Genomic DNA, 26,586 nt, shown 5'->3' on the forward strand with positions numbered 1-26,586 from the left:
ATAGTGTAGCATTTGCTATGTGAAAGTAGGACATTACCAGGCTTCAAATTGTAGAAAGCCCGAATCTGACGATTCGGGCTTTTTTACGTCTGCAGAAAAGTGAAATGCGGGTGAATAGCGGACAATAAACGATGTAGCATTTCACTGTGGCTCTCCACCGCTGTGGGCACTACGACATTCTACTGCGTAGCGCACCGACCTCAAATTGTAGAGAGCCCGAATCTAACGATTCGGGCTTTTTTACGTCTGTAGAAAAATTAATTTAGGTTGTACAAACTCAAATTGTAACAGTCTGAAGACAGCCTCCGGCGATGCTAGTGATACAAAACTGTATAAATCTTTGATCAATTTAACTAATTAAATTGCACTATAATGTAGTTAAAAATTTTTATTTAGAACAACTAGATACAAAAATTTTTTGCCTAGTTCTAGCGTAATTTTCTTTACGCTAAATAGACCCCATATATAAGCAGATTGGTATAATAGCTGTATTAACAGGAGTGGATATGTACCAAAACTTTTCTTTATTAATAAATACCAGATCTAATGCTCAGCATCGATTGAAGTTATTTACCAATCCCCGCTTCACTGAGGGGGAAAAATAGAACCGACATCGCTTTTTTAAAAGTGAGCAGAATAAGTGTAAATATTTGGAGCAAAGCATACTTTGATCATGGTTTAGTGGGCTAAGTAAAAACAGAGCAACAAAGAGTTAATCGTTCCTAGAAAGAATCTAAAGGGCAGCGCATTTTTGGCATTTATGCTGCGTTATCGCCTATTTATGGGGAATACCCACACGAAATAGGTCTGCCTTGCCTAAATACCAAACAGTCTGCTGAGAAATCAATCACGAAAGGTCAACACGCCCTAGTAAAATCATATGTAGTCGAAAGCAATCAGCTCAAGCACAAGACGCTTTTAAAAAATTCTAAATCGAAACGGTCCTTAAGATCCCAGGTCATGTGTCTCTTGATAACGTGCTTGTTTGGTTTCAAGATGAAGCACGGTTTGGTCAAAGAAGCACAACCACTAAAATCTGGGCAGAGAAAGGAGCAAGACCAAGAGCGATTCAACAGCAGCAATTTGAGTATGCATACCTCTTCGGCGCTGTTTGTATTAGTAACAGACATACTGAAGCACTTGTTTACTGGTGAGTAATAGTGAAGGAATGAGAAAACATTTAAAGCTTATATCAAATCTATATCTGAGGGTAAGTACTCAGTAGTTATAATGCATCAAGCTGGCTGGCACTCAAGCTATCTTGCTACAGAACTCAACAATCTCGTAATTATCCATCCATTCCCTTATTTACTTAACCTGAACTCTGGTTAAGAAATTTACTAACGTATTGAATCATGATGATATTTAAATTTATTTTCTCCAGCCAGAGATTTTCAGTGAAAAAAAGGCGACTTTACGCGTCAATAGCTGGCCTATTGCAAGTAAATTCAACGCAGTTAGCGCAGAAAATAGCTGCTAGAGATAGATTTATTATCCATAGTTCAGGTTACTTAGTGTTGGTATGGGATATTCATTGAATGGATCAAAAACGCCAGCGTGAGCTGGCGTTTTAATGCAAATTCAAAGCTAATTTATAAACAAATAATTAAGCTTTAGGCCCTGCATTCTTTATATCATCAGACACATCGTACTTAGCAAAGTTTTCAGTGAAGTCAGCAGCAAGTTTAGCGGCATATTCATTGTACTTAGCTTTATCTTCCCAAGTATTGATAGGGTTGAGTAAGTTAGTGTCTACACCTGGAACTTCAACAGGTACATCAAGGTTTAATACATCGATATGTTGTGTTTCAACACTTGCTAATTTACCTGATACGATTGCATCTACAACTGCGCGAGTTGTTGGGATGTCAAAACGTTTACCAGTACCGTAAGGACCACCTGTCCAGCCGGTATTAACTAAATATACTTTAGCGCCAAACTCGCGTACTCGTTTCATTAGTAATTCGGCGTAAACGCCTGCTGGACGAGGGAAAAATGGTGCACCAAAACATGTTGAAAACGTAGATTCAATATCACTTGTAGAACCAATTTCAGTCGATCCTACTTTTGCTGTATAACCACTTAAAAAATGAAATGCGGCGGCTTCTTCGCTGAGTATTGATACCGGTGGTAGTACACCACTAACATCACATGTTAAGAAAACAACGGCTTTTGGTTCGCCTGCACGGTTTTCTACTTTTCGCTTTTCAACGTGCTCAAGCGGATAGGCCGCACGGCTATTTTGAGTTAGGCTCGTATCGTGAAAATCTGGAACGCCTTTTTTATCTAATACGACGTTTTCTAAAATTGTACCGAAACGAATAGCATCCCAAATAACAGGTTCATTCTTTTGAGAAAGATCGATACATTTAGCGTAACAACCGCCTTCGATGTTAAATACACTACCGGGTGCCCAACCATGTTCATCATCGCCGATTAAAAAGCGAGTTGGATCTGCAGATAACGTTGTTTTACCAGTACCTGATAAACCAAAAAATAATGCAGTATCGCCAGCTTCGCCTACATTTGCAGAGCAGTGCATTGGTAATACACCTTTTGCTGGTAGTAGGAAATTTTGGACAGAGAACATCGATTTTTTCATTTCACCGGCATAACGCATACCCGCAAGTAACACTTTACGCTGCGCGAAGTTAATAATAACCGTGCCATCGCTATTTGTGCCATCACGTTCTGGCTCACATACAAATGACGGGACGTTCATCACTTGCCATTGAGGCAGATCAGAAGCATTGTAATTTTGTGGTTCAATAAACATATTTTTGGCAAAAATATGATGCCACGCTGTTTCTGTAGTTACAATAACAGGCAAGTAATGCTCGGTGTCCGCGCCAACTTCTAGGTGAGAGGTGAAGTGGTCGTTACTTTGAACATGTGCTTCTACGCGAGCCCATAGTGCGTCAAATTTATCTTCATCAAATGGGCGATTTACGTTGCCCCATTGGATATCATCTTGAGTAGTTGCTTCTTGAACAATAAAACGATCTTTTGGTGAACGACCAGTACGACGACCGGTGATTGCAACAAAAGCTCCGTTTGCGGCTAAAGTCCCTTCGCCACGGCGGATCGCGTGCTCGACAAGTTCAGCTGCGGTTAAATCGACAAAACGTGTAGCGCTTGAAGTCATGTTTATACCTAACTATATGAGAGATTGAACGGGATAGCTCTGGGTTCTTAATTACCTTAAGCTGTAATTATAGTAACAGAAGGGTTGGGGATGTTCGAGCCTATGAAAGCGTTAAAAACACATATATTTAGTAAAAAACATGAATAATTTCAATGATACCGGTGTCATAAAAGTTGTTAGTTTTATGACACCGGTATCATTTTTTATGAACAAAAAAGCTGTGGTGTTTACAGCTTTTCAGTGTGTACTTTTTTAAGAGGGGGTTCTTAATTAAAAATGTTTTTTACGTCTTGTTCATTAAAAACATATTCTTTTAAACAATAATGACAGCTAATGTTCACCGAACCTTTTTCATCAATATCTTTAAGTAGGTCTTGCTGTCCTATATTGACAAGGGCAGTAATTGTTTTCTCGCGACTACAACCACACTTAAATTTAATAGCTTGTGGTTCGAACACACGAGGGTTATCTTCGTGGTATAAGCGAGTAAGTACTGTATTAGCATCAAGATGTAATAGTTCTTCGTTTTTAATCGTATTACTTAGGGCTTCTAAATGGGCAAAGTCTTCAATTGATTTTTGCTTGTCAACAGGGAGTACTTGTAAAAATAAACCGCATGCTTTAGCGCTGCCTTCAGTTGTATCAGTTGCAAACCAAAGACGTGTTTTTAATTGCTCTGACTGCTCAAAGTAACTTTCAATACACTCACTCAATGTATCGTGTTCTAAAGGCACAATGCCTTGGTAGCGTTCGCCTTTATCTGGGGTAATAGTTATCACCATGTAACCTTGGCCGATAAGCTCTTTCACGGTGGTCCCTGTTACTTCACTTTGCAAACGAGCTATACCACGCATATTTTGTTTATCGTCGCCATTAATAACTGCGTATTTAACAGGCCCATCACCTTGTAACTGTACGGCTATTTCACCTTCAAACTTTAAAGTTGCAGTGAGTAAGCATGTTGCAACGAGCAATTCACCTAGTAATGCTTTAACAGGAGCCGGATAATTATGATCGGCAATCATTTCATTATAGGCACTTTTGATTTGAACGAGTTCGCCACGAACATCTAGTTCATTGAATAAATAACGGTGAAGTAAATCTTGTTGCATGAGCGGCTTTACCTAACTTGATTTCATTTTTAAGAGTTCGCGTCTTTGCTTTTTATCTGGTTTTTTTACCGGATGAGGTGCAAAGAAGCTGTTATTTTTACGTGCGATGGTATTCTCTTCGCGTTTAACAATACTTGCAGCAGATTCTTGATACAAGGTCTGTGCAATGGGGGCGCTTTGTCGGTTTTCAAGCACTTTTAATATAGTAACTATTTTTTCATCCACGCCTTGAGCAAGTTTAACAATTGCTCCAACCTCTACAATTTTACTCGCTTTGGTACGCTGGCCATTATAATGTACTTTACCGCCTTGTACCATTTCACGAGCAGCTGCGCGTGTTTTATAAAAGCGTGCTGCCCATAGCCATTTATCTAATCGAACTTTTACTTCGTCTGTATGGTCTGAGTTTGACTTGCTATTACTTCTTTTACTCATAAGGCATTTTATCCACTTTAGTTATAACTTAAAATTTATCATGGAATCATCATCGGATGAAGGTATTACATAGGAAGTTTGCTTTTTATACAGACAAGCTAAATTAATTCATTCTGTTTACAAAGTTTAATATTAGTACTCTTGTTGAATGAAAAATGAAAGGGTACTATGGGTACGCGCTTACGCAGTAAATTAAAATAAGAATACTATTTATGGAACAGCAAATTCAGCAATTTAAACAATTTTTAACGCGGTTACCGCATGCTAAATTAAGTGCGTTAGTTACACTGTTAGTTGTTGTTTACCTTGCTTTTTTATTATCAAAATTAGTTTGGCTTGTTTGGCCAAAGCCGGTTATATCTCCTCTTGCTCCTGCGCAACATACTAGTCAATCAAATAATGTTCGTAATAGTTCGGCCCAACATATCATTGAACAATTTTTATTCGGTAAAGCAATTGTAACAAATAACAATAACACTGCGCAGCAATCGCAGGTTGTTAACAACGCGCCAGAGACTCGCCTAAGTATTAATCTCACAGGTATTGTTGCGGTGAGTAATGATGATCAAGGTGGAGTGGCGATTATTGAATCACAAGGTAAACAAGTAAGTTATTTAGCTGAAGATGTTATACAAGGTACCCGAGCTAAAGTGGCGCAAATATTACCAGACCGTGTAATTTTAAACGTGAGTGGCCGCTTTGAAACATTAATGCTTGATGGTCTCGATTTTACTAAAACGGTATCTATGCCTGTTTTAGCTGCACGTAATGATGAAGATATGGGGCCGCAGCAATTTGTATCGAGTGAGCTGAAAATAGATGCCACTGCTGATCCGCAAGTAAAGCAATCAATAATAGAGACACGTGAAGAATTACTCGAAGAACCAGGTAAATTATTTGATTACATACGTGTTTCACAAGCAATGAACGATGGAGAGCTCATTGGTTATCGCTTAAGTCCAGGTAAAGAACCTGCATTATTTAAGCAAATGGGTTTACAAAATAACGATTTAGCTATTGCAATTAATGGCTATCAACTAACAGATCTAAAACAGGCAATGTCAGCTATTAATGAGCTGCGCAATAGCACGGATGCCAATATCACTATAGAACGTGATGGCGAACAAATAGATGTGCAATTTAGTCTGCAATAACATAGCTTTGGAGTTTTAATATAATGGTTCAGGTGCTACACCTCAAAAAAATTAAAAAAGGGTTAGCTAAGTACGCGGCACTTTTTTTAGCGGCAAGTATTTCATTGTCAGTTTCAGCTGTTGAATACGCTGCTAACTTTAAAGGGACAGATATCAACGAGTTTATCAATATCGTTGGTAAAAACCTTAATAAAACAGTCATCATTGACCCTAATGTGCGTGGCAAAGTAAACGTACGCAGTTATGAGTTAATGGATGAAGCACTTTATTATCAGTTCTTTTTAAACGTATTAGAAGTTTACGGCTACTCGGCCGTTGAAATGGATAATGGCATTATAAAAGTAGAAAAAAGTTCTGATGCTAAAAAGTCTAATGTGCCACTAATTACCGAAGGTAGTGACGCTAGCGGCGACATGATGATCACACGAGTTGTACGAGTTAAAAACGTAAGCGTACAAGAACTTGGCCCATTGGTAAGGCAATTTAGTGACCAAAAAGATGGTGGCCATGTTGCAAACTTTAATGCGGCTAATGTGATGATGTTGACTGGTCATGCAGCATCGGTTAATCGTTTAGTTGAAATTATTCGTTCGGTTGATCAAGCTGGCGATAAGCGTGTAGATATAGTTAAGCTTAAGTTTGCTACTGCTGATGATGTAGTATCAGTGGTCGATAATATCTATAAAGATAATGGTAAAGGCAGTGTTCCTGAATTCTTAATTCCAAAAGTAGTGGCAGATGGCCGAACTAATAGTGTAATTGTAAGTGGTGAAGGTCAAGCTCGTACGCGTGCAATTGAGCTTATTAAGCGCTTAGACGGGGAATTAGAAAGCCAAGGTAATACAAAGGTATTTTACCTAAACTACGCGAAAGCTGAAGATTTAGTGAAAGTATTGCAAGGCGTTAGTAAATCGCTAACGGATGATGCACAAGGCGGGGCGACAAAGACACGTAGCCGCAGTAAAAATGAAACCAGTATTGAAGCCCACCCAGATTCCAACTCATTAATTATCACAGCGCAACCAGACACAATGCGTTCACTTGAATCAGTAATAGAGCGAATAGATATTCGTCGTGCACAAGTTTTAGTCGAAGCCATAATTATAGAAGTGATGGAAGGCGATGGGGTTAACCTCGGGTTGCAATGGATTTCTGAACAAGGTGGTATGCTGCAATTTAACAATGGTAAAACGGTTCCCGTTGGCTCTGTTGCGGTAGCTGCAGAACTAGCTCGAGATAAAACAGTGACTAAAACGATCATAGGTACTGAAAGTGGTAAGCCCACTCAATATAACGAAACTTCTGAGGGTGACTATGGCCCTTTAGCTTCAATACTGGGTGGTATTAATGGTTTGGCGCTGGGTGTGATTAAAAATGACTGGGGCGCTATTATACAGGCAGTATCAACCAATACTAACTCAAATATTCTGGCAACACCGTCTATTACAACAATGGATAACCAAGAAGCATCTATTTTAGTCGGTCAAGAAGTGCCTATTATAACGGGTTCGCAAACGGGCAGTAATAATGCAAATCCATTCCAGACGGTTGAGCGCCAAGAAGTCGGTATTAAACTAAAAGTAACACCACAAATTAATGATGGTTCAGCGGTACAACTTACTATTGAACAAGAGGTGTCGAGTGTTAGTGGTGCAACTGCTGTTGATATTTCAGTGAATAAACGTTCAATTAAAACAACCGTTATGGCCGATGATGGAGGCATGGTTGTTTTGGGTGGTTTAATTGATGAAGACGTACAAGAAAGTGTTTCTAAAGTGCCATTATTAGGGGACATACCTGTATTGGGGCATCTGTTTAGATCAACAAATACAACGCGCAAAAAGCGTAATCTTATTGTATTTATTCGCCCGACTATTATTCGTGATGGTATAAGCATGAATAAGTTAAGCTTTAATAAGTATAACTTTATTCGTGGTGAGCAATTTAAACAGCGCGAAGATGGGATTGAGTTAATGCCTGCGACTGATTCACCAATTTTACCTGAATGGAATGATGAATTAGTACTGCCACCAACGTATGAAGATTCTTTACGTAAACAAAATGCACAAGAGCGTAAAGATGACTAATGCAATTGAAGAGATAAACCAAGATGTGGTTCATCCTAAAATGCATAATCAGGACGAGCTATTAATCGATGATGTGCTAATCGAACTACCCGCAAAGCGATTACCTTTTTCGTATGCAAGGCGTGCTGGTGTATTACTGAGTAAAAATAAAGAGCATCGAATAGTATATTACCGTGGCGAGCTTGATGTGGAGGTACTATTAGAAGTACGCCGTATTGCAGGGCATGGTTTTACGCTTGAGCAGCTTGCGGATGATAAGTTTGAACTATTGCTTGAAGCATCTTATCAGCGAGATAGTTCGGAAACCCAGCAGATGATGGAAGACATTGGCAATGAAGTTGATTTATTCTCACTTGCTGATGAACTCCCGCAAACTGAAGACTTACTTGCTGGTGACGATGATGCACCTATCATAAAACTCATTAATGCCATGCTGAGCGAGGCAATTAAAGAGGGCGCGTCTGATATACATATCGAAACCTTCGAGCAAGAGCTTGTTATTCGTTTCAGGGTGGATGGTGTATTAAAAGAAGTGCTTAAGCCTAATCGTAAACTTGCATCGTTACTTGTATCTCGTATTAAAGTAATGGCTAAGCTTGATATAGCCGAAAAACGTATTCCACAAGATGGTCGTATTAGCTTACGTATTGCTGGGCGTGCAGTTGACGTGCGTGTATCTACAATGCCATCGAGCTTTGGTGAGCGTGTAGTACTGCGTTTACTTGATAAAAACAACGCGCGCTTAAACCTTGAAGATTTAGGTATGACTGCAGAAAATCGTGCGTTGTTTTCAGATTTAATTAGTAAACCCCACGGCATTATTTTGGTAACAGGGCCAACGGGCTCTGGTAAAAGTACCACTTTATACGCTGGTATGAGCCAAATTAACTCACGCGATCGTAATATTCTTACCGTTGAAGATCCGATAGAGTACGAGATCCCAGGCATTGGCCAAACACAAGTTAATACCAAAGTTGATATGACATTTGCTCGAGGTTTGCGTGCAATATTACGTCAAGATCCTGATGTAGTGATGGTGGGTGAAATACGCGACCTTGAAACTGCGCAAATTGGTGTTCAAGCGTCACTTACCGGTCACCTTGTTATGTCTACTCTGCATACTAATACCGCATCGGGTGCAATTACCCGTATGGAAGATATGGGTGTTGAACCATTCTTACTTTCATCTTCATTGCTCGGTGTGTTGTCGCAACGTTTAGTACGTACGTTATGTAATACCTGTAAAGAAGGCCACACAGCAGACGAGCATGAATGTCAGCTGTTAGGTGCTCCTTTTGAAAGCCAACCGACGATTTATCGAGCTGTAGGTTGTGAGGAGTGTAACTTCAATGGTTACCGTGGTCGTACTGGTATTCATGAGTTGCTGGTAGTTGATGAAACAATACGTGAAATGATTCACAACGGTAAAGGTGAGCAAAGCGTAGAGAAATACATTCGTAAACGCAGTCCAAGCATCCGTCAAGATGGGTGTAGCCGTGTACTTGCAGGCAAAACAACACTTGAAGAAGTATTGCGTGTTACCCGTGAGGAAGGTTAATTATGGCGGCGTTTGAGTATCGTGCCTTAGATGGTAGGGGTAAAGAAAAAAAAGGTATTTTAGAGGCTGATACCGCGAAACAAATTCGCCAAATTTTACGTGATCAAAAATTAACGCCACTTGAGGTAGTCCCAGCAGCGCAAAGTGACAAACAAGTAAAAGGTGAAAAAGCGCCTTTATTAGGTAGCTTTTTTAAACCCACTATATCTACTTCTGATTTAGCACTTATCACCCGTCAATTGGCCACGTTAATTCAATCCGCATTGCCTGTTGAGGGAGCCGTCATGGCCGTAGCCGAGCAATGCGAAAAACCACGTTTAAAGCGCATGTTGATGTCGGTACGTTCAAAGGTTGTTGAAGGTTATACACTTGCCGATGGTATGAGTGAATTTCCACATGTGTTTGATGACTTATACCGTGCAATGGTTGCCGCAGGTGAAAAGTCGGGTCATTTAGATCAGGTATTAAATCGATTAGCTGATTACACTGAGCAACGCCAACATATGCGCAGTCAAATTACGCAAGCTATGGTTTACCCTATTATTCTGGTTATATTTGCCATTGGTATTGTTGCGGTTTTGCTGGGAACAGTAGTCCCTAAAATATTAAAAACCTTTGAAAAAACCAAGCAAGTACTCCCTTGGACAACAGAGTGGGTAATGGCCGGTAGTCATTTTGTACAAAACTATTGGTTTATCAGTTTAATTGCTATCACTGGCATCGCTATTGGTATTAAACATGCCTTAAAAAAACCAAAAATACGTTTTTGGTGGGACAATCGAATACTCCACATGCCAGGTATTGGTAAGGTTGCACGTGGTATAAATACAGCTCGCTTTGCGCGAACGCTAAGTATTTTGTCATCAAGCTCAGTACCTTTACTCGAGGGAATGCGTATATCGGGTGGGGTGTTAGTAAATGAAAAAATTAAAAAAGCAGTGGCGGATGCTTCCGATAGAGTAAGTGAAGGTGCTAGTTTACGCGCTGCACTTCAGCAAACTAAGTTGTTTCCACCGATGATGCTGCATATGATAGCCAGTGGCGAAAAGTCAGGCGAACTTGAACAAATGCTAGAGCGCGCTGCAAATAACCAAGACCGCGAATTTGAAAGTATGGTTAATGTATCGTTGAAATTATTAGAACCGGCAATGATTGCCTCTATGGCGGTTATTGTACTGTTTATAGTGATGGCAATTTTGCAGCCAATAATGGCAATGAATAAAGCCGTAGGGCTTTAACTCTTGCTTAGTTTTTTTATATATTAGTGGTTTTACCTAAACCATTTTTACTTAATATTTTAGAATAATGAGGTAATTACGTGAATAAACAATCAGGTTTTTCTTTACTAGAAGTGATGGTGGTACTGGTTATCATCGGGATGATTATGTCAATTGTTGCGCCTAATATTATGGGTCAGCAAGAAGAGGCTGCAATTGATAAGGCACACTTGGATATTCAGCAACTTGAAGACGCAATGAGCCTTTACAAGCTTAAAAATAAAAGCTATCCAACCACAGAGCAAGGCCTTGAAGCGCTTGTAAATAAAACGAATATTGAACCGGTACCAAAGCGTTTTCCAGATGGTGGTTTTATTAGTGAATTACCTGATGATCCATGGGGTAAACCATACCAATTAATCAGCCCAGGAGAAGCCGGGAAGTTTGATATTTTTTCTGTTGGACCTGATGGTGAAGCTGGTACAGAGGATGATATAGGTAACTGGGATCCTGAGAAGCAATAATGTTAATCAATAGTGCTTTGAATTTATACGTTAATAACCAGAGCTTGCTATGCAAGTAAGCTCTGAACGTATGCATAGAAAAAGCCGAGGCTTTAGTTTAATTGAAATTTTAGTGGTATTAGTGATCATCGCTTTTGCTACCAAAATGGTGGTATATAGCTTAGAAGGCGGTGCAGAGGATGAGCTAGATACTCAAGCACTTAGGCTGCATACCACCATTAATATGGCATCAGAGTTTGCTATTTTGAACCAAGTTGAATTGGGATTTCAGGTAGACAAAAATAAGTTCGAATTTTTAGTTTTTGATAGTGAGAAATGGATAACGTTTGACCGAGAAGAGTTATTTAATCCCGTTGAGTTTGACGAACGTTTTAAATTAACACTAAACCTAGAAGATTTAGCGTGGGCAGCAGATAACTTACTCGAACAATCCAATTGGCGTGAATTAATGAGCGGCGGCGACGAAGACAGCTTATTAGAACTTAAAAAGCTCAAAATCCCTCAAGTACTTATACTGTCATCGGGTGAAGTCAGTGCATTTCAGCTAACACTTGAGTTAAAAGATCAAAGAGAGCCTGTTTACTTTATAGAGGGTGAATTTACTGCCCCTGTTAATTTGCGCCGAGAGCCAGAATAATGGATAACAATAAAGGATTTACTTTATTAGAGGTATTAGTTGCGCTAAGTATTTGTGCTATGACAGGTATTGCAGCAATGCAAGTAACTAGCGAGCATATACATCATTTATCAAGCATTGAAGATCAAACATATGCCTCATGGGTCGCAGAAAATATCTTGGTAGAGCAGCGCACTAAAGGTGAGCAATGGCAAAGTAAAAGCGGATTGCGTGGTAGCGAAGTAATGGCGGGTGTTGAGTGGTTTTGGCAACAAGATGTGATGCCTACGGCCGACAAAAGCTTTGTTAAATTAACCATTACTGTTTTTAGTGACGAGAAGTACGAGCGTTCTGTTTATGAGCTTTCCACCTATTTGAATAAAGGTAAGAAATAAGTGAAGCAACGTGGATTTACATTACTTGAAGTAATGGTCGCTCTAGGAATTTTAGCCTTTGTTATTATTGCTACTCACCAAATATTAGAGACTACGACGCGGTCTAAAGATGCCTCAGATGAAAAAATAGCTGAGTTAAATGGCTTACAAACTACATTCAGGTTAATGGATCAAGACTTTAGCCAAATGACTAAACGCGCAGTGCGAAACGAAGCTGGCGATGTACAAGAACTCTATTTACTTGCTGGGCGTTATGTTTTAGAAAGTCAATATCATGGGATTGCGTTTGTGCGTGATGGTTGGGTAAATCCAATTAATTTACTACCCCGCTCAGAATTACAAGCGGTTGGTTATAGAGTGATTGATGATAACTTAGAAAGAGTGTATCGCGTGTATGTAGATCAACTTGATAACACTGAACCACGAGTGCAAGTTATCCTCAAAGGTATCGAAGAGCTAAAGTTTGAATTTCTTGATGACAAAAATAAATGGCTAGAGCAATGGGATATTAAGGCATTACCGAAAGCGGTTGCCGTTACATTGCAGCAAGTTGACGCGAAACCAATTCGCCGTGTATTTTTAGTGCCAGGACAAGGCAAGGTGATCACGCCCACGAGTACAGCAACAAATGGTTCAACACCTAATACAACTAATAAAAATAGCAGAGGCACGCCATAATGGGGTATCAATCATCGCGTGGGGCTGCCATTGTTATTGTATTATTTATGGTGGCGTTAGCGGCTATTTTAGCTGTAGAAATGAGTGCTAATTTGATGGTCCAAGTACAAAAAAGTACCAATTTGCAAGGACACCAGCAAGCTAAGTGGTACGCATATGGTGCAGAAGAACTAGCTATTAAAGCACTTATTCAAAGTAAAAAAGATGACCCTGAGAAAACAACATTAGATCAAATATGGGCAAAACAAGGTGATGTTCCTTATCCAGTTGATAATGGCAAGCTGAGTGGCAAAATAACGGACCTACAAGCTTGCCTAAATTTGAATGCTTTAGCCGCAGAACCTGATATAAATAGCGCAAATAAAACAAACCCAGCGCATAAAGCATTGTTTACATTACTTGAAAACATAGAAGACTTATCTGCGAATGAGTCTGAAGAAGCAATGGCTGACAGTGTATTTGATTGGTTAGATGCCAACAGCATTACATATCGCTCAGGTGCAGAAGAGGGAGAGTATTTGTCACAAAAATTCCCATACCTGACCGCAAATAGCTTATTTGCATCAACTTCAGAACTACGATTGATCAAAGGCTTTAATCCGCTGGTAATGGAAAAAATACTTCCTTACGTGTGTGTTATTCCAGGTAGTACTTTGCTTTCTATTAATATAAATACATTAACGCCAGAGCAAGCTCTCATACTCAGTGCGTTTATTGATGAGTTGAGTTTATCCGGTGCTGAGGCCGTAATAGCAGCAAGACCAGAAGCTGGGTTCGATAGCAAAGAAGTATTCTTTGAACAAGTACTTCAGCAAGGCGGGAAAAACATTAAAGCAGTAGAAAACTTATTTAGTATTAATAGCGAATATTTTAAATTACAAACGCAGGCAACGTTTGTTGATTTGCGTTTTTCGATGACCACATTACTGTATGCCAACAATGGTGACGTAACGATACTGGCGCGAAAATTTGGAGGCGTACAGTGACAGAAATATTATTGATCCGCACGGGTCAAACTGAACAAGAAACACTTAACTGGTTAATATACTCACCACAAGAACAAGAAATAATAGCCAGTGGAGAGCTTGCTAATGCCAGTCATTTAAGCGAGTTAAGTGAAAAAGCGCAAAGTCGTGAGGTGGTTATTTTACTGCCAAGTGATCAAGTACAGCTAAAAACAGTTACTTTGCCTGCTAAATGGAATCGTAAGCTTGAGCAAGCACTACCGTATATGCTTGAAGAAGATATTGCATGTGACGTAGATGATTTATTTATAGCGGTCGGTGAATCAACCATGATAGATGAGCAACATGCTATACGTGTTGCTATGGTCGATAAAGAGTGGTTTGAGCAATGGCTTGCGCTATTTGTAGAGTATAATTTGCCCGTATATAAAATATTACCAGATGCTTTGTTATTACCTACAGCAGATGATGCAATAACGGCCATAGAACTCAATGGACAATGGTTATTTAAGCAAGGTCAATGGCATATAAGTGCTGTAGAAAGTAGTTGGTTAAATGGTTATTTAACGGCAATGGGTAATCCTGACATAAAGCATTTTAGCCCAGCGACTCAATTCCCTGAAACGGTTAGCCTGCAAGCGCAAACAAGTGATTATGATTTACCTTTAGGATTATTTGCTAAACAACTTGATAACGTTAAATTCAATCTTCGCCAAGGCATGTATCAACTTAAAAAGAAAAGTACATTATGGTGGGGATACTGGAAAAGTGCTGCGGTTATTACAGGTGTTGCATTAGTATCAACTATTGCAATAAAGGCCGTAGAATTAAATCAATTAAATACTCAGCTAGAAATCACAAAGGCACAAGTGGTTGAGCGTTACCAGAACGCGTTTCCAGGTACTAAAGTTCGTCCGCAACTTGTTAAGAGTCAAATTAGAGGCGCATTAAAAAAAATACAGGGGTCAAGCGACGCTGGCTTTTTAGACTTAACAACAAATTTAGTTAATGTGTTTTCTCAAGTGAGTGAATTCACACCTGAAAATTTACGCTACGATAAGCGTCGTAACGAGCTGCGTATTCGAGCTAGGGCGAAGGATTTTCAAACTTTCGGTAAAGTAAAAATATTGCTTGAAAAGCAAGGTTTAACGGTTGACCAAGGCTCATTGAATAACGATGGCGACTTTGTCGTGGGTGAAATTAAACTGCGAGGTGCGGTATGAAAAAGCAGTTGATGCAACATTGGCATTCGCTAAAGGAACAAGAACAACATTTAGTTATGATTGCAGGTGGTGTGTTTATTATTTTCATTTTAGTAATGGGGATCTTTAGGCCACTAAATAATGCAATAGAACGTGCTGAGCAAGCGCAAATTAAACAACAAGAGCTATTGGTTTGGGTTGATGAGAGTATTGTTAAACTCAAAGCTGCGGGCAGTACACAAATTGCCAGTAGCCAAAATTTAAGCCAAATAGTTAACTCAACGCGTGCTCGCTACAAAATTAGCATCAGCAAAATGCAGCCAAGTAATGATTCACTGCGTTTGACGCTCGACTCAATCGAGTTCAATCATTTGATAGAGTGGCTCGATGAACTTGTTAATCAGCATGGTTTACGTGTCGAGAACTTGGATTTAAGCCGCGATGATAAATCTGGTTATGTGCGCGTAAGCCGCTTGGTATTAGAGAAGTAATTAATGAAAAAAACAATAACATTATCTATTTTATTTTTATTTAGCTTTATTATTTTTTGTATTGTTAAGTTGCCCGCAGTTATTGCATTGGACTTAGCTAAACCTTATCTACCTAAGCAGTTAGAAGTAGGTCAAACCGTTGGTAGCATTTGGCAAGGGCAAATGATGCAAGTACGCTTTGATGGCGAGCAATTAAATAATGTGCGTTGGGATATTGCTGGATGGCAGTTATTTACCGGCAACTTAAATACTAATTTAAAGTTTGGTGATCCGCGTGAGCGCAGCGATATTTCAGGCTATGCAAATGTAAATTATGGCTTATTTAATAATACAATTAAAGTAACTGATGGGCTTGTTCGCTCCACCGTTGAAAGAGCAATGCAGCGTATTCAATTACCACTGCCAGTAACAGCAAAAGGCCGCGTAATATTAGAGCTTGATGAATACAGCTCAGGCACGCCCTATTGTGAATCATTAAAAGGCGAAATAGCGAGTCCAGATATTGATGTACAGGGTTTAAACGGTTGGTTTAACATTGGTCCGCTTGGTGGTAACCTTAGTTGTAAGTCTGGCGACATAGCCATACTTATTGATCCTGATAACACCTTAGGGCTTGAAGCTGATGCGATGTTAAAGGCTAATTTCGATTTTAAAGTAGCTGGATACGTAAAGCCTGATGCAACATTACCAAAAGACGTACACGATGCAGTGAAGTTTTTAGGTCGTCCAGATAGAGAAGGTCGTTATCCGCTTAATTTTTAATGTTTACAAATAAAGAGTTTTAATGCAATTACCTCAATTTACTGAGTTGCATGCTACGCAGCTCAGCACATTTTTAGATACTCAGCCTGAAGCGATGACCTTATCGCAAAGCCAAGGTTACTTGTTTGGCGTAATTTGTTCTCCTGAGCCATTAGACGTGCATGAGTGGATTGCACAAATCTTACCAAACACGACAGATAATTTAGACGAAGAAGTCTTGTTTTTATTTATGGCGTTATACCATCAAATAAGCGAGCAAGTGTTTGAGATTGGCTATAAATTACCAACGCAATACAGTTTTGATTTTTGTAAAAGCTGGAGTGAAGGTTTTTTAACAGCGACAACGACTTACACTCAAAAACTATTAACCTCTGAGCAATTAGAAGCAGAATATAAAGATGCATTAGAGAGCGCTCAAGCGACATTAAGCTTTTTTGCTCTAGGTGAAGACGCCATTACTACTATCGCTGCGCAAAATAACTTAGGACTACAATCGCTTTGCTTACAGCAATATGAATTAATGGGTGATTTTGCATTAGGCTTTGCCGAGTTGATTGAAATTGTCGCACTTAATAGTGATTTGTATACAGATGAAGGGTGGGACGAGTAGCTTTTAGGTTACTTATTTTTATAAGTAACCTATTATAAATCTTATTAAGCGCCTAATTCTAACTCTATGTCTGTGCAGCCTTGCTTGCACTTTATTATGCCTTTACCAGACTCTCCAGTGGCTAAATTGAGTGTTAGCATGGTGTTGCACTGTTCGCATTTCAATGCTTTTCCTTGCGCTAATTTCTTAAGCATATTTCGATGTTTGTGAAATGAGTCGCTCGCTTTTTTATTCAATTTTGAAAAGTCCATTACTTCACTCGCTTTTGCGCTAACGATTCAGACACTATTTTGCATACTGTATTTAAGCGGTCATCATAAAAATACAGATTTAAATCACGTTCGCGACAATAACGTAAATGAAATAATCGTACTGAATCATCTGTTGTAAATGTTTTTTCTACATATTCATGCTCAGATTCTGATAATCCCAATTGAGCGCTTATATTGCTTTTAGCCATGCTTGCTGCTGGGTTTCTATTTACTTTTGTTGACTCGCCTAAAAGGCTAACGCCTTCACCTAAAAGCTTTTCTCTTGGCTCTTTTATAAGCGGATGATCGATAGTAAAAAAAGCAAGGATCACAATGACTAATATAATAAATTTTTTCACGAAAGCGCAAACCTTGATCTAAATAGGGTTAAATTATTATGCAGTGTAATAAAATGTGTTTTAAAAGCAAGTGGCGAGGGTGAATAAATTATTAGCAATCAATGCCAGTAATTCTAATCAATATTGGTATAATGGCTAGCAGCAGTCAGATATTTCTGAAATATCTGAAAGTATTCAAGTGTCGATTTATTAAACTGAGCATAGTTAGCAAATAAATTGTTAGACCTTATAATATTAGAGTATTTGAATATTGCTGAACTTTTCTTTCCAAGCGGCGTTGAGGAACTTCGATGGACAAACAAATTAAAGTAAAGAACATCCCTGTAGAGGTTAAAATCCAAAAACCGGATTTAAGCCACCAAGACGACAGATTCAACCCCCGAAACCGCATTTATGTGCGTGCTGTAAAAGGCCTCCATCAGTTACTTAGGCAACGCATCGGTTTTTTAGGGTTACTTGCATTTATGTTGCTCCCTTGGATTAACTTTAACGGTCAACAGGCCGTATTGTTTGATTTGATGGGTCAAAAATACAATATTTTTGGCTTAACACTATGGCCTCAAGATTTTACTATTTTAGCCTTTATTTTTATGTTGGCGGCCTTTGCGTTGTTTTTGGTCACTACTTTTTACGGCCGAGTATGGTGTGGTTACACCTGCCCGCAAACGGTGTGGACTTTTATATTTATTTGGTTTGAAGAAAAGTGTGAAGGTAAAGCTAATCAGCGTAAAAAGCTCGATGAGCGGCCAATGAACTTTGATAAGTTTTGGCGAAAAACCGCTAAACATACTAGTTGGATATTATTTTCGTTATATACCGCTATTTCTTTTGTGGGTTATTTTACACCTATTCGGGAGTTGCTTCCTGATTTTGTCACTTTCAATCTAGGGGGATATGCGCTTGTTAGTGTGATCTTCTTTGCAGTATGTACCTATGGCAATGCAGGTTGGATGCGTGAAATTATGTGCTTACACATTTGTCCGTATTCTCGCTTTCAGTCGGCTATGTTCGACAAAGACACGTACACGGTAACTTATGATGAAAACCGTGGTGAAAGTCGCGGTCCTCGTTCTCGTAAAGTCGCTCATCAAGATTTAGAAATGGGTGACTGTATAGACTGTAATTTGTGTGTTCAAGTATGCCCAACAGGTATTGATATTAGAAATGGGCTACAAGCCGAGTGTATAAACTGTGGTGCCTGTATAGATGCGTGCGATGGTGTAATGGATAAAATGGAATACCCGCGTGGGCTTATTTCATATACAACAGAGCGAAACCTCGAAACACCTGAAAATAAAACAAATCCTTTGCGAGCTAAAATAATAGGTTACACGGTCATCTTAGTAATATTAACCAGCGCACTCGTGGCTAACATCGCACTGCGTAAAACAATGGACTTTGATATTATTCGCGATCGTAACCAATTATACCGTGTCGATTTTGATGGTTTAGTAGAAAACACCTATACATTAAAGGTCATTAATAAAGCGCAGTACGAGCAAACTTTTAATATTAAAGTACAAGGTTTAGATAACTTTAAATACATAGGAAAACAGTCATTCACTGTGCAAGCAGGGCAATCACACAATGTGCCTTTATCATTAGTAATGGATCCATATGACTTAAAAGCACCTATGACAGAGTTTAACTTTGTGCTTTCACCAATTAACGAACCAGATAACGAAATATTGCAGCCAAGTAACTTTTTCAAAGCGCGATAATAAATTAACAAAAGCGGGGCAACCCGCTTTTATTTTGTATAAGAGGCATATGAGTAAATTTAGTTTTGTTGACTTAACCCCTGACCTTATTCTTGATGCTATCGAAAGCGTCGGTATTTATGCCGAGTCTGGTTTACTTGCTTTAAATAGCTACGAAAATAGAGTTTACCAATTTGTCGCTGAAGGCGGGAAACGCTACGTCGTTAAGTTTTACCGCCCCGAGCGCTGGAGCAAAGAGCAAATTCAGGAAGAGCACGATTTTGCATTTGAGCTAGCAGAGGCCGAAGTGCCAGTTGTTGCCCCAATAGTGCATAACGGAGCAAGCTTGTTCGAACACCAAGGATATTGGTTTACGCTATTTCCTAGCGTAGGCGGGCGCTTATTTGAAGTTGATAACTTAGATCAACTTGATGTGTTAGGGCGTTTAATTGGACGTATGCATCAAATTGCTAAAACAAAAGCATTTACGCACCGGCCAACAGTGACATGCGAAGAATACTTGCATACAGCTAAAGTTCATCTACAAAAAAGTAACTTAGTCCCTCTTGGTTTAAAAACAGCTTTTTATACTATTTTAGATTTAGTAATAGAAAAAGCTCAAGCGCAATACAAAGAGGTAGAAACGATACGTCTACATGGGGACTGTCACGCAGGCAATATTTTGTGGGCAGGAGACGCACTTATGTTTGTTGATTTAGACGACAGCCGCCAAGGGCCTGCAATTCAAGATTTATGGATGATGCTCAGTGGCGACAGAATGACACAGCTGTTACAGTTAGATACCCTAGTGGGCGCATATGAAGAGTTTTGTGATTTTGATCACACTCAACTCAAATTGATTGAACCTTTGCGAGCAATGCGTATTATTCATTATATGGGTTGGGTCGCAAATAGATGGAGTGATCCGGCTTTTGTACGGAACTTTTCATGGTTTGCAGATGACAAATATTGGGAGCAACAAATTTTAGCTCTCAAGGAGCAGCTTTCTGCATTACAAGAAGAGCCGTTAAAGTTATTGCCATAACATTTTCTTTAAAGACTATTACAATGAGACACACATGCTTAAAAAAATAAAACTTAGCTTATTGCTTCTTTGTTTACCCTTTGCAGCTTTTGCTGCACAGTTTGAAATTGATAACCAATATACAGTTATTGATGTAGAAAAAAGTTCAACTGCACAAGTAACCGAGTTTTTCTCATTCTATTGCGGCCACTGCTTTAAGTTTGAACCTGTTGCTAAAGCTATCGAAAAAAACTTACCAGACGGTGTCGTGTTTATTAAAAATCACGTTAATTTCTTAGGCGGTGTGTCACCGCAAACACAATCAAATTTAAGCTTTGCTTATTTAATTGCTAAAAAGCATGGTCAAGCACACAATATTGCTGAACAAATATTTAAGAGTATTCATATTCAAGGTGCACCGCTAACAGAAATAAAAGATGTTAAAAAACTCCTAGAAATTAATGGTATTGATAGCAACACGTTTGATAGTGATATTGCTAGCATGCCAATTATTTCTGCTGAACGCGCACTGCAAGATAAGCAAAATAAATATTCAGCGTTAGGTGCGCTCACCGGAGTTCCTACCTTTATTGTTAATGATAAATATAAGATAAATATAAATACTATTAAAAGCCAAACAGAGCTTGATGAGTTAGTTAAATTTTTACTAGCATTATAAATTTTTGGAGAATAAAAATAATGATCAAATTAGTTAAAGTAGGCTTGCTTGCACTATTACTGCCTATGGCAGGGACAAGTTTTGCAGCAACTTATGAAGAAGGCGTGCATTACGATGTTGTATCTGAGCGCGCAACTAAAAAGCCAGAAATTAAAGAGTTCTTTTCATTCTACTGTCCGGCATGTAATAACATGGAAGGACTCATTTCAGAATTTAAACCGTCACTTGATAAAAACGTTAAGTTTAAAAAGAGTCATGTAGATTTTGTGGGGGTTCGCGATCCAGAAAATCAACAAATGATGAGCCAAGCGCTTGCAACAGCAGAAGTACTTCCGCAAAAAGATAAAATTATCTCTGCTATTTTTAATCACATTCATACCAAGCGCGCTAAGTTTAATGAGCTTGCAGATGTAAAAGATATCTTTGTAGCGCAAGGCGTTGATGGCGGTAAGTTTGACAAGTTGTTTAAAAGTTTTTCGGTACGTACGCTAAGCTCTAAAATGAAACGCGATCAAGACTACTTTAAAGAAAAAGGCGCACTTCGTGGTGTACCTACTTTTATTGTCAATGGTAAATATAAGTTAAACCTCGGTAAAGAGTCGGGTATAACTAAGCCAGAAGATATCAGTAAACTGATTAACTATTTAGCAAATAAATAAGTTTAGCTAAATCAAAAAAAGCTCCTTAATGGAGCTTTTTTGCTTTATAAGGATATCGTGATGGAAAAGATATTAGTATCGAGTTGCTTGCTAGGACAGCCTGTTCGCTACGATGGTAGGGGGCACGCAATTTTGCATCCACAGCTTAATTTGTGGCAAAAACAAAATAGATTAATAGTGTTTTGTCCTGAGGTCGCTGGTGGACTTCCTATACCTGTGGCGTGTTGAACTTTGTAGATTGAAATTTGTTCAATCTAGGGGCGATTTAATCGCGGCGCGAGGTTTGTAACCTAGTGGGCTAAGTAAAAGCCGAGCAACAAAGAGTTGATTGTCCCTAGAAGGAACCCTTCGGGCAGCGCATGTTTGGCATTTATGCTGCGTTATCGCCTATTTATGGGGAATAACCACACTACATAGGCTCTGCCTTGCCTAAATACCAAACAGTCTGCTGCAAAATCAATCACGAAAGGTCAACACGCCCTATATCCCCTGCTGAAATAATTCAGGGGAGAGTAGTTACTAATTTAGGAGAAAATGTAACAGAACAGTTTCAAACTGGAGCTAATATAGCGTTAGAACTGTGTAAAAAGAATCAAGTTCGTTTTGCCCTACTTAAAGAATCGAGCCCTTCTTGCGGACGAAATACAATATATGATGGAAAGCATCGCGGAGTAAAAATCGAAGGACTGGGTTTAACTGCTGCATTATTAATAAAAAATGGTATTCAAGTATTTAGTGAAGAGCAAATACCAGCACTTATAAAAGTACTGGCACTTTAATTCTGGCTGGTTATTTGCGTTGTAAAAAAACACCAGACTCAATGTGATGTGTATATGGGAACTGATCAAATATAGCAAAGCGCTTAACGTTGTGCGTACGTGTTAAGAGATCAAGGTCACGCTCAAGGGTTTCAGGATTACACGATATATAAATTATGCTTTCGTAGTTAGCCACTAAGTCACAGGTTAATTCATCCATGCCCGCGCGCGGTGGATCAACTAATATGGTTTGGCAGTCATAGCTTTTAAGGTCAATACCGTCTAAACGAGAGAAAGTACGCTCACCGTTCATAGCTTGGGTGAATTCTTCACTCGACATACGAATAATATCTAAGTTCTCTACGTTGTTTTTAGCAATATTGTATTGAGCAGAGTGTACAGATGATTTTGATATCTCTGTTGCCAACACTTTATTAAACGAACCAGCTAACGCAATTGAAAAGTTACCGTTGCCACAGTAAAGCTCTAATAAATCATTTTTAAGTGGTTTACATAAATTTTGTGCCCACTCCAGCATACTAATATTTACTTTAGCATTAGGCTGAGTGAAACTGTTTTCTACTTGTTGGTAAATAAGCTCGCGACCATTAACTGTTAAGCGTTCAGTTACAAAGTCATCACCCAGCACTTCTTTTTGTTTGCGAGCACGGCCAATGAAGTCAATTTTGTATTTACTGCTCAGTTTTTCTTTAAGCGCTTTAATTTCATTTAACCATTCATCATCTAGTGGCTTGTGATAAAGCAAACTTACTAAAATTTCACCACTTAGCGTTGATAGGTAATCTATTTGAAATAACTTACGACGTAATATTTCGCAAGGCTTAAGGTTTTCAATCATCACCTGCATTATTTCACCTACTAAAGGTGCTGCTGGATCAAACGTATCAACACGGATTTTGTCTTTTGTTTGTTGATCAAACATTATATGAAACAGATCGTCGCCATCATGCCATACTCTAAATTCAGCACGTTGACGGTAGTTAGTTGGCTCTGAACTAAATACTTCTAATTGTTCTACACCAAAACGTTGGAACTGTGCACGTATTCGCTGCTCTTTCTCGCTTAATTGTGCATCGTATTGTGTGGTATCGATTTTAATAACTGCCATTAACGTTACTACCTTATCTCTGAGATCTGTTTATCGGCGCTATTGTAGGGGGCGAGGCGTATTTGTCTAGTTTTGACTAGAATTAATGCTGTTTTTTTGTGCGTTCCCCTTTAGTTTTATACGTTATAGCCGATAATAAATTACTCACGCTTAGGAGACGAATTATGAAAATCAATAATTTTGGCTTTATGCCAAATAACAATATCAATAAATTCAATAATAAAGTAACGATACCACAGCCAACAATTAAGTCTCCTCAAGATAGTTATCAACAAAGCGGGAAAGAACTTGCTGCAAAAGTGTTGGGCGATAAGATGGCTGAGCAACTTGGCTTACCTGTTGCTGAGAAAAAAGCAGATAAGTCATTATTTGATTTTGGCGAGGTAGTTAAAAATGTACTCGATTTTGTGACAGGTACACTCAAAAATGCGAAGGCTAATGGTGCTGATGATGACAAGCTCAAAGGCATACTTGGTGAAGCCCGCAAAGGTGTGCAAATGGGGATTGATGATGCAATTGATGAATTAAAAGGTACCGGTGTATTTAATACCGATATTGAAGAAGGCATTAATAAGTCCAAAGAAGGTATCTTTAATGGTCTTAATAAGCTTGAAGATGATTTGTTTAACCCACAACCGGCGAGTGTGAGTATTAGTCAGGCTCAATACGCTAGTTTAAGCAATAACGCTGAATACAAATTTACTACTGCAGAAGGTGATGAAGTTAGTATTAGCTTCTCCGACTCTTTTGAGTCACAGTCAGCGAGCAGTTATCAAAAGCAGGGAAATAGTGAAGGGTATATAAGTGAATCATCGCAGTCTCGAGAGTTATCATTTTCTATGTCGGTTAATGGTGATTTAAATGAAGATGAACAAAAAGCGATTAATGAACTAATGGAAGACATACAAGGAGTGAGTAAAACTTTTTTTAGTGGCGATTTAGACAAAGCATTTGAAGAAGCGCAAGCGTTGAGTTTAGATAACGAACAGTTAGTCGCTTTCTCAATGGATTTAAGACAAACCAAAACGGTTGCAACGATAAAAAGCTACGAAGAATACAGACCAATACCAGAGAAGGCGGTCTCGGAAAAAATAGCCCCTTTTAATGACGATTTAAAAGAAGTTTATACAAAAGCAGCCGACCTGGGTCTGCAAAGCCAATTATCGGGTATTATGGAATGGTTAAATCAAGATCAAAGCGAGATTGATAAATTAGTTGATTATACCAAAGCAATGTTTGAAAACCTGGATCAGCTAAATACTGCGGCAGATGAGCTGGCTAATCTAGAATCACCGCAAAGTTAAACTGCTTTCCTTTACAAAAGTGACATGTCAAACTGCTATTCTTAATTTACAGTAGGAACAGTGGTTTGTCAGTGCACATTATGGTTTTTGATTCAGGTATTGGTGGCACTACGGTACTTGAGCATATTCAGCAGAGCATACCTCATGCTCAATACAGTTATTTTATGGATAATGCTTTACTGCCATATGGTGCTCAATCACAACAAACTATCATCAATCGTTTATGCGCTCTTGTACATTTCATCAAACAAGAAGCCCTCGACGTCGATTTAATTGTTATAGCCTGCAATACCGCATCCACGTCAGCGTTGAGTGCGGTACGTCAAATTACTGATATTCCAATTGTAGGCGTTGTACCTGCAATAAAGCCGGCGGCTCAATTAAGTCAATCAAAACATATCGGGCTTCTTGCCACGCCTACAACTGTATCAAGTTCATATACGGCTAAACTAATTCAAGAACATGCCAGGCATATAACGGTGAACTTATATAGTAGTGTTAAGTTGGTGTCGCTGGCAGAGCAGTACTTTTTTACTCAACAACTAGATACAGATGAGCTTTATAAAGAGCTGGATAGTTTAGAGATCAATAAAGAAGTTGATGTGTTGGTGCTAGGGTGTACACATTTTCCTATTTTAGCTAAACCAATAAACGCGTATTTTAATTCAAAAGTACAGTTGCTTGATTCTGGAGCTGCAATAGCCAATCGTGTTAGTGATTTACTTAGTAGTTACTGTGGGTTGAATAAAAAAGCTTCGCATACAAAAAAGCCGCTGCAATATTATGCAACGGCTGATATTTTTAGTACTAAGCTAGTAGTAAAGCTGGTTACACTGATTGATCAAGTTCAGGACGTATTGAATTAGCATCCTCATCTTGTTTTTGCTTTGCTTCACGAACTTTTAAAGTACGTTGTTGGAACTCACTATCATTTAACTTTGTTATAGCATTGTCAGCATCGGCTTGCGCCATTTCAACAAAACCAAAGCCACGACGTTTGCCAGTATTTTTGTCCTTTAATAAGCGGACATTAAATACTTTGCCTTGTTCTTCAAATAATGCACGAACAACACCTTCGTTTGCGCGATAAGGGAGGTTACCAACATAAAGAGTCTTAGTTTTCACTTCAACTTCTTCAGCGCCTTCAGATGACATTGCTGCGATAACAATTCCACCTATTAATAAACCAGCACCAAATAATAGTGCAGGGTCTAAGGCTAAGCTGCCAAAAACAAATTTAACGACAACAAAACCAACTACGGCAAGGATAACAGAAAATATAAAAGACTTTTGATCGGGTAATTTCATTTTAGATCTACCAATAAACAGGAAATAAACATTAATTTAACATTGTGAACTTGCTATCTTAACGTCTTAATCAAACATAGCAATGGTATTTGTGTTAAATAATAAAAAACAGTGTAAAAAAGCATCATCTTAGCTGTGTTTTTGTATGGTTTTATGGTGTTTTGTTCTATTTTTGTTCGAACAGTAAAAAGATCTTAAAAAAGGGTTGATCTGTTTTCGGATCTCCCTATAATGCGACCCCACTGAGACGGGAAACGCCGAAGCATAGCAAGGCAGCAACGATTCAGAGAGTTACATAAAACTTCGGTTTTAAATCTTACAAAAAAAGTTTAAAACTAAGTGTTGACTCGAAAAATAAAGGGTGTATTATTCGCATCCCTTGAGGCGCTAAAGCGAATCAAAACGTTCTTTAACAATATAAAGCAATCATCTGTGTGGGCACTCGTACAGATTGAGTTCTAACA

The 26,586-nt window shown here is 38.8% G+C and carries 29 protein-coding genes; 22 read left to right on the top strand and 7 right to left on the bottom strand.

All coding sequences use genetic code 11. From position 1 onward, the window contains the following. Nucleotides 1-962: 962 nt before the first annotated feature. Entirely contained in the window at nt 963-1,154 is a 192-nt protein-coding gene (locus PALI_RS01585; protein ID WP_193154626.1) for a hypothetical protein, read from the top strand. Nucleotides 1,155-1,606: 452 nt separating this feature from the next. On the opposite strand, the gene PALI_RS01590 is transcribed toward PALI_RS01585, so the two are convergent. The 3 genes from PALI_RS01590 to hslR form a co-directional block, all read right to left on the bottom strand. Beyond that, on the bottom strand, nt 1,607-3,145 hold the full coding sequence (locus PALI_RS01590; RefSeq protein WP_193154627.1) for a phosphoenolpyruvate carboxykinase: 1,539 nt from the start codon (nt 3,143-3,145) through the stop codon (nt 1,607-1,609). A 266-nt stretch (nt 3,146-3,411) separates the two neighbouring features. Beyond that, nucleotides 3,412-4,257, bottom strand: coding sequence for an Hsp33 family molecular chaperone HslO (gene hslO / locus PALI_RS01595; protein ID WP_193154629.1), 846 nt, complete (start codon nt 4,255-4,257; stop codon nt 3,412-3,414). Between the two features lie 12 nt (nt 4,258-4,269). Continuing rightward, a complete protein-coding gene (gene hslR, locus PALI_RS01600; RefSeq protein WP_077536635.1) occupies nt 4,270-4,692 on the bottom strand; it encodes a ribosome-associated heat shock protein Hsp15 in 423 nt (140 codons plus the stop codon). 212 nt (nt 4,693-4,904) lie between these two features. Between hslR and gspC the strand changes: the two genes are divergently transcribed. The 13 genes from gspC (at nt 4,905) to PALI_RS01665 (ending at nt 16,951) form a co-directional block, all read left to right on the top strand. Next, complete coding sequence (gene gspC, locus PALI_RS01605; protein WP_077536636.1) at nt 4,905-5,846, top strand: type II secretion system protein GspC; 942 nt, start codon at nt 4,905-4,907, stop codon at nt 5,844-5,846. A 23-nt stretch (nt 5,847-5,869) separates the two neighbouring features. Then, nucleotides 5,870-7,933, top strand: a complete 2,064-nt coding sequence (gene gspD, locus PALI_RS01610; protein ID WP_193154631.1) for a type II secretion system secretin GspD — start codon at nt 5,870-5,872, stop codon at nt 7,931-7,933. Continuing rightward, a complete protein-coding gene (gene gspE, locus PALI_RS01615; RefSeq protein WP_273047307.1) occupies nt 7,926-9,491 on the top strand; it encodes a type II secretion system ATPase GspE in 1,566 nt (521 codons plus the stop codon). Before gspD ends, gspE begins: the two co-directional genes overlap by 8 nt. A gap of 2 nt (nt 9,492-9,493) precedes the next feature. Beyond that, nucleotides 9,494-10,729: a type II secretion system inner membrane protein GspF gene (gene gspF, locus PALI_RS01620; protein WP_193154633.1), complete on the top strand. Its 1,236-nt coding sequence runs from the start codon at nt 9,494-9,496 to the stop codon at nt 10,727-10,729. An 80-nt stretch (nt 10,730-10,809) separates the two neighbouring features. Further along, nucleotides 10,810-11,232, top strand: a complete 423-nt coding sequence (gene gspG / locus PALI_RS01625; protein WP_077536640.1) for a type II secretion system major pseudopilin GspG — start codon at nt 10,810-10,812, stop codon at nt 11,230-11,232. Between the two features lie 49 nt (nt 11,233-11,281). After that, nucleotides 11,282-11,869 (top strand): type II secretion system minor pseudopilin GspH, encoded by a 588-nt coding sequence (gspH, locus tag PALI_RS01630; protein ID WP_193154635.1) that lies wholly within the window; start codon nt 11,282-11,284, stop codon nt 11,867-11,869. Further along, nucleotides 11,869-12,243 carry a type II secretion system minor pseudopilin GspI gene (gene gspI, locus PALI_RS01635; protein WP_077536642.1) on the top strand — a complete coding sequence of 125 codons (375 nt, stop codon included), beginning with the start codon at nt 11,869-11,871 and terminating at the stop codon, nt 12,241-12,243. The genes gspH and gspI overlap by 1 nt, the downstream gene beginning before the upstream one ends. Next, nucleotides 12,244-12,921: a type II secretion system minor pseudopilin GspJ gene (gene gspJ / locus PALI_RS01640; protein ID WP_193154637.1), complete on the top strand. Its 678-nt coding sequence runs from the start codon at nt 12,244-12,246 to the stop codon at nt 12,919-12,921. Then, nucleotides 12,921-13,907, top strand: coding sequence for a type II secretion system minor pseudopilin GspK (gspK, locus tag PALI_RS01645; RefSeq protein WP_193154639.1), 987 nt, complete (start codon nt 12,921-12,923; stop codon nt 13,905-13,907). Before gspJ ends, gspK begins: the two co-directional genes overlap by 1 nt. Further along, nucleotides 13,904-15,109 carry a type II secretion system protein GspL gene (gene gspL, locus PALI_RS01650; protein ID WP_193154641.1) on the top strand — a complete coding sequence of 402 codons (1,206 nt, stop codon included), beginning with the start codon at nt 13,904-13,906 and terminating at the stop codon, nt 15,107-15,109. The genes gspK and gspL overlap by 4 nt, the downstream gene beginning before the upstream one ends. Continuing rightward, the gene (gene gspM, locus PALI_RS01655; protein WP_077536646.1) at nt 15,106-15,579 is read left to right on the top strand and encodes a type II secretion system protein GspM; all 474 of its coding nucleotides are present in this window, start codon (nt 15,106-15,108) and stop codon (nt 15,577-15,579) included. Before gspL ends, gspM begins: the two co-directional genes overlap by 4 nt. 3 nt (nt 15,580-15,582) lie before the next feature. Continuing rightward, complete coding sequence (locus PALI_RS01660) at nt 15,583-16,341, top strand: type II secretion system protein N (RefSeq protein ID WP_193154643.1); 759 nt, start codon at nt 15,583-15,585, stop codon at nt 16,339-16,341. A 22-nt stretch (nt 16,342-16,363) separates the two neighbouring features. Next, a complete protein-coding gene (locus tag PALI_RS01665) occupies nt 16,364-16,951 on the top strand; it encodes a UPF0149 family protein (RefSeq protein ID WP_193154645.1) in 588 nt (195 codons plus the stop codon). Between the two features lie 44 nt (nt 16,952-16,995). On the opposite strand, the gene PALI_RS01670 is transcribed toward PALI_RS01665, so the two are convergent. Further along, nucleotides 16,996-17,202, bottom strand: coding sequence for a hypothetical protein (locus tag PALI_RS01670; protein WP_077536649.1), 207 nt, complete (start codon nt 17,200-17,202; stop codon nt 16,996-16,998). Next, nucleotides 17,202-17,561 (bottom strand): hypothetical protein, encoded by a 360-nt coding sequence (locus PALI_RS01675; RefSeq protein WP_077536650.1) that lies wholly within the window; start codon nt 17,559-17,561, stop codon nt 17,202-17,204. Before PALI_RS01675 ends, PALI_RS01670 begins: the two co-directional genes overlap by 1 nt. 290 nt (nt 17,562-17,851) lie before the next feature. Between PALI_RS01675 and ccoG the strand changes: the two genes are divergently transcribed. The 6 genes from ccoG (at nt 17,852) to PALI_RS01705 (ending at nt 22,402) form a co-directional block, all read left to right on the top strand. Continuing rightward, nucleotides 17,852-19,282, top strand: coding sequence for a cytochrome c oxidase accessory protein CcoG (gene ccoG, locus PALI_RS01680; protein WP_193154646.1), 1,431 nt, complete (start codon nt 17,852-17,854; stop codon nt 19,280-19,282). 49 nt (nt 19,283-19,331) lie between these two features. Then, on the top strand, nt 19,332-20,306 hold the full coding sequence (locus tag PALI_RS01685; protein WP_138585103.1) for a serine/threonine protein kinase: 975 nt from the start codon (nt 19,332-19,334) through the stop codon (nt 20,304-20,306). Nucleotides 20,307-20,340: 34 nt separating this feature from the next. Beyond that, entirely contained in the window at nt 20,341-20,964 is a 624-nt protein-coding gene (locus PALI_RS01690) for a thiol:disulfide interchange protein DsbA/DsbL (protein ID WP_193154648.1), read from the top strand. Between the two features lie 20 nt (nt 20,965-20,984). Next, nucleotides 20,985-21,623 carry a thiol:disulfide interchange protein DsbA/DsbL gene (locus PALI_RS01695; RefSeq protein WP_193154650.1) on the top strand — a complete coding sequence of 213 codons (639 nt, stop codon included), beginning with the start codon at nt 20,985-20,987 and terminating at the stop codon, nt 21,621-21,623. A gap of 60 nt (nt 21,624-21,683) precedes the next feature. Next, nucleotides 21,684-21,851, top strand: a complete 168-nt coding sequence (locus tag PALI_RS01700; RefSeq protein ID WP_404935929.1) for a 2-thiouracil desulfurase family protein — start codon at nt 21,684-21,686, stop codon at nt 21,849-21,851. A gap of 197 nt (nt 21,852-22,048) precedes the next feature. Next, entirely contained in the window at nt 22,049-22,402 is a 354-nt protein-coding gene (locus PALI_RS01705) for a DUF523 domain-containing protein (RefSeq protein ID WP_226894475.1), read from the top strand. Between the two features lie 10 nt (nt 22,403-22,412). Here the strand turns inward: PALI_RS01705 and trmA are convergent, their stop codons facing one another. Beyond that, on the bottom strand, nt 22,413-23,510 hold the full coding sequence (gene trmA / locus PALI_RS01710; protein ID WP_138586184.1) for a tRNA (uridine(54)-C5)-methyltransferase TrmA: 1,098 nt from the start codon (nt 23,508-23,510) through the stop codon (nt 22,413-22,415). Nucleotides 23,511-23,674: 164 nt separating this feature from the next. Between trmA and PALI_RS01715 the strand changes: the two genes are divergently transcribed. Both PALI_RS01715 and murI read left to right on the top strand, forming a co-directional pair. Further along, nucleotides 23,675-24,814, top strand: coding sequence for a DUF5610 domain-containing protein (locus PALI_RS01715; RefSeq protein WP_138586185.1), 1,140 nt, complete (start codon nt 23,675-23,677; stop codon nt 24,812-24,814). 65 nt (nt 24,815-24,879) lie between these two features. After that, nucleotides 24,880-25,680: a glutamate racemase gene (murI, locus tag PALI_RS01720; protein WP_193154652.1), complete on the top strand. Its 801-nt coding sequence runs from the start codon at nt 24,880-24,882 to the stop codon at nt 25,678-25,680. Here murI and PALI_RS01725 read toward each other — a convergent pair. After that, nucleotides 25,643-26,122: an RNA recognition motif domain-containing protein gene (locus PALI_RS01725; protein WP_193154654.1), complete on the bottom strand. Its 480-nt coding sequence runs from the start codon at nt 26,120-26,122 to the stop codon at nt 25,643-25,645. The two genes, murI and PALI_RS01725, sit on opposite strands and share 38 nt — an antisense overlap. Between the last annotated feature and the right edge of the window lie 464 nt (nt 26,123-26,586).

This window comes from Pseudoalteromonas aliena SW19 (assembly GCF_014905615.1).
GTDB classification, from domain to species: Bacteria; Pseudomonadota; Gammaproteobacteria; order Enterobacterales; family Alteromonadaceae; genus Pseudoalteromonas; species Pseudoalteromonas aliena.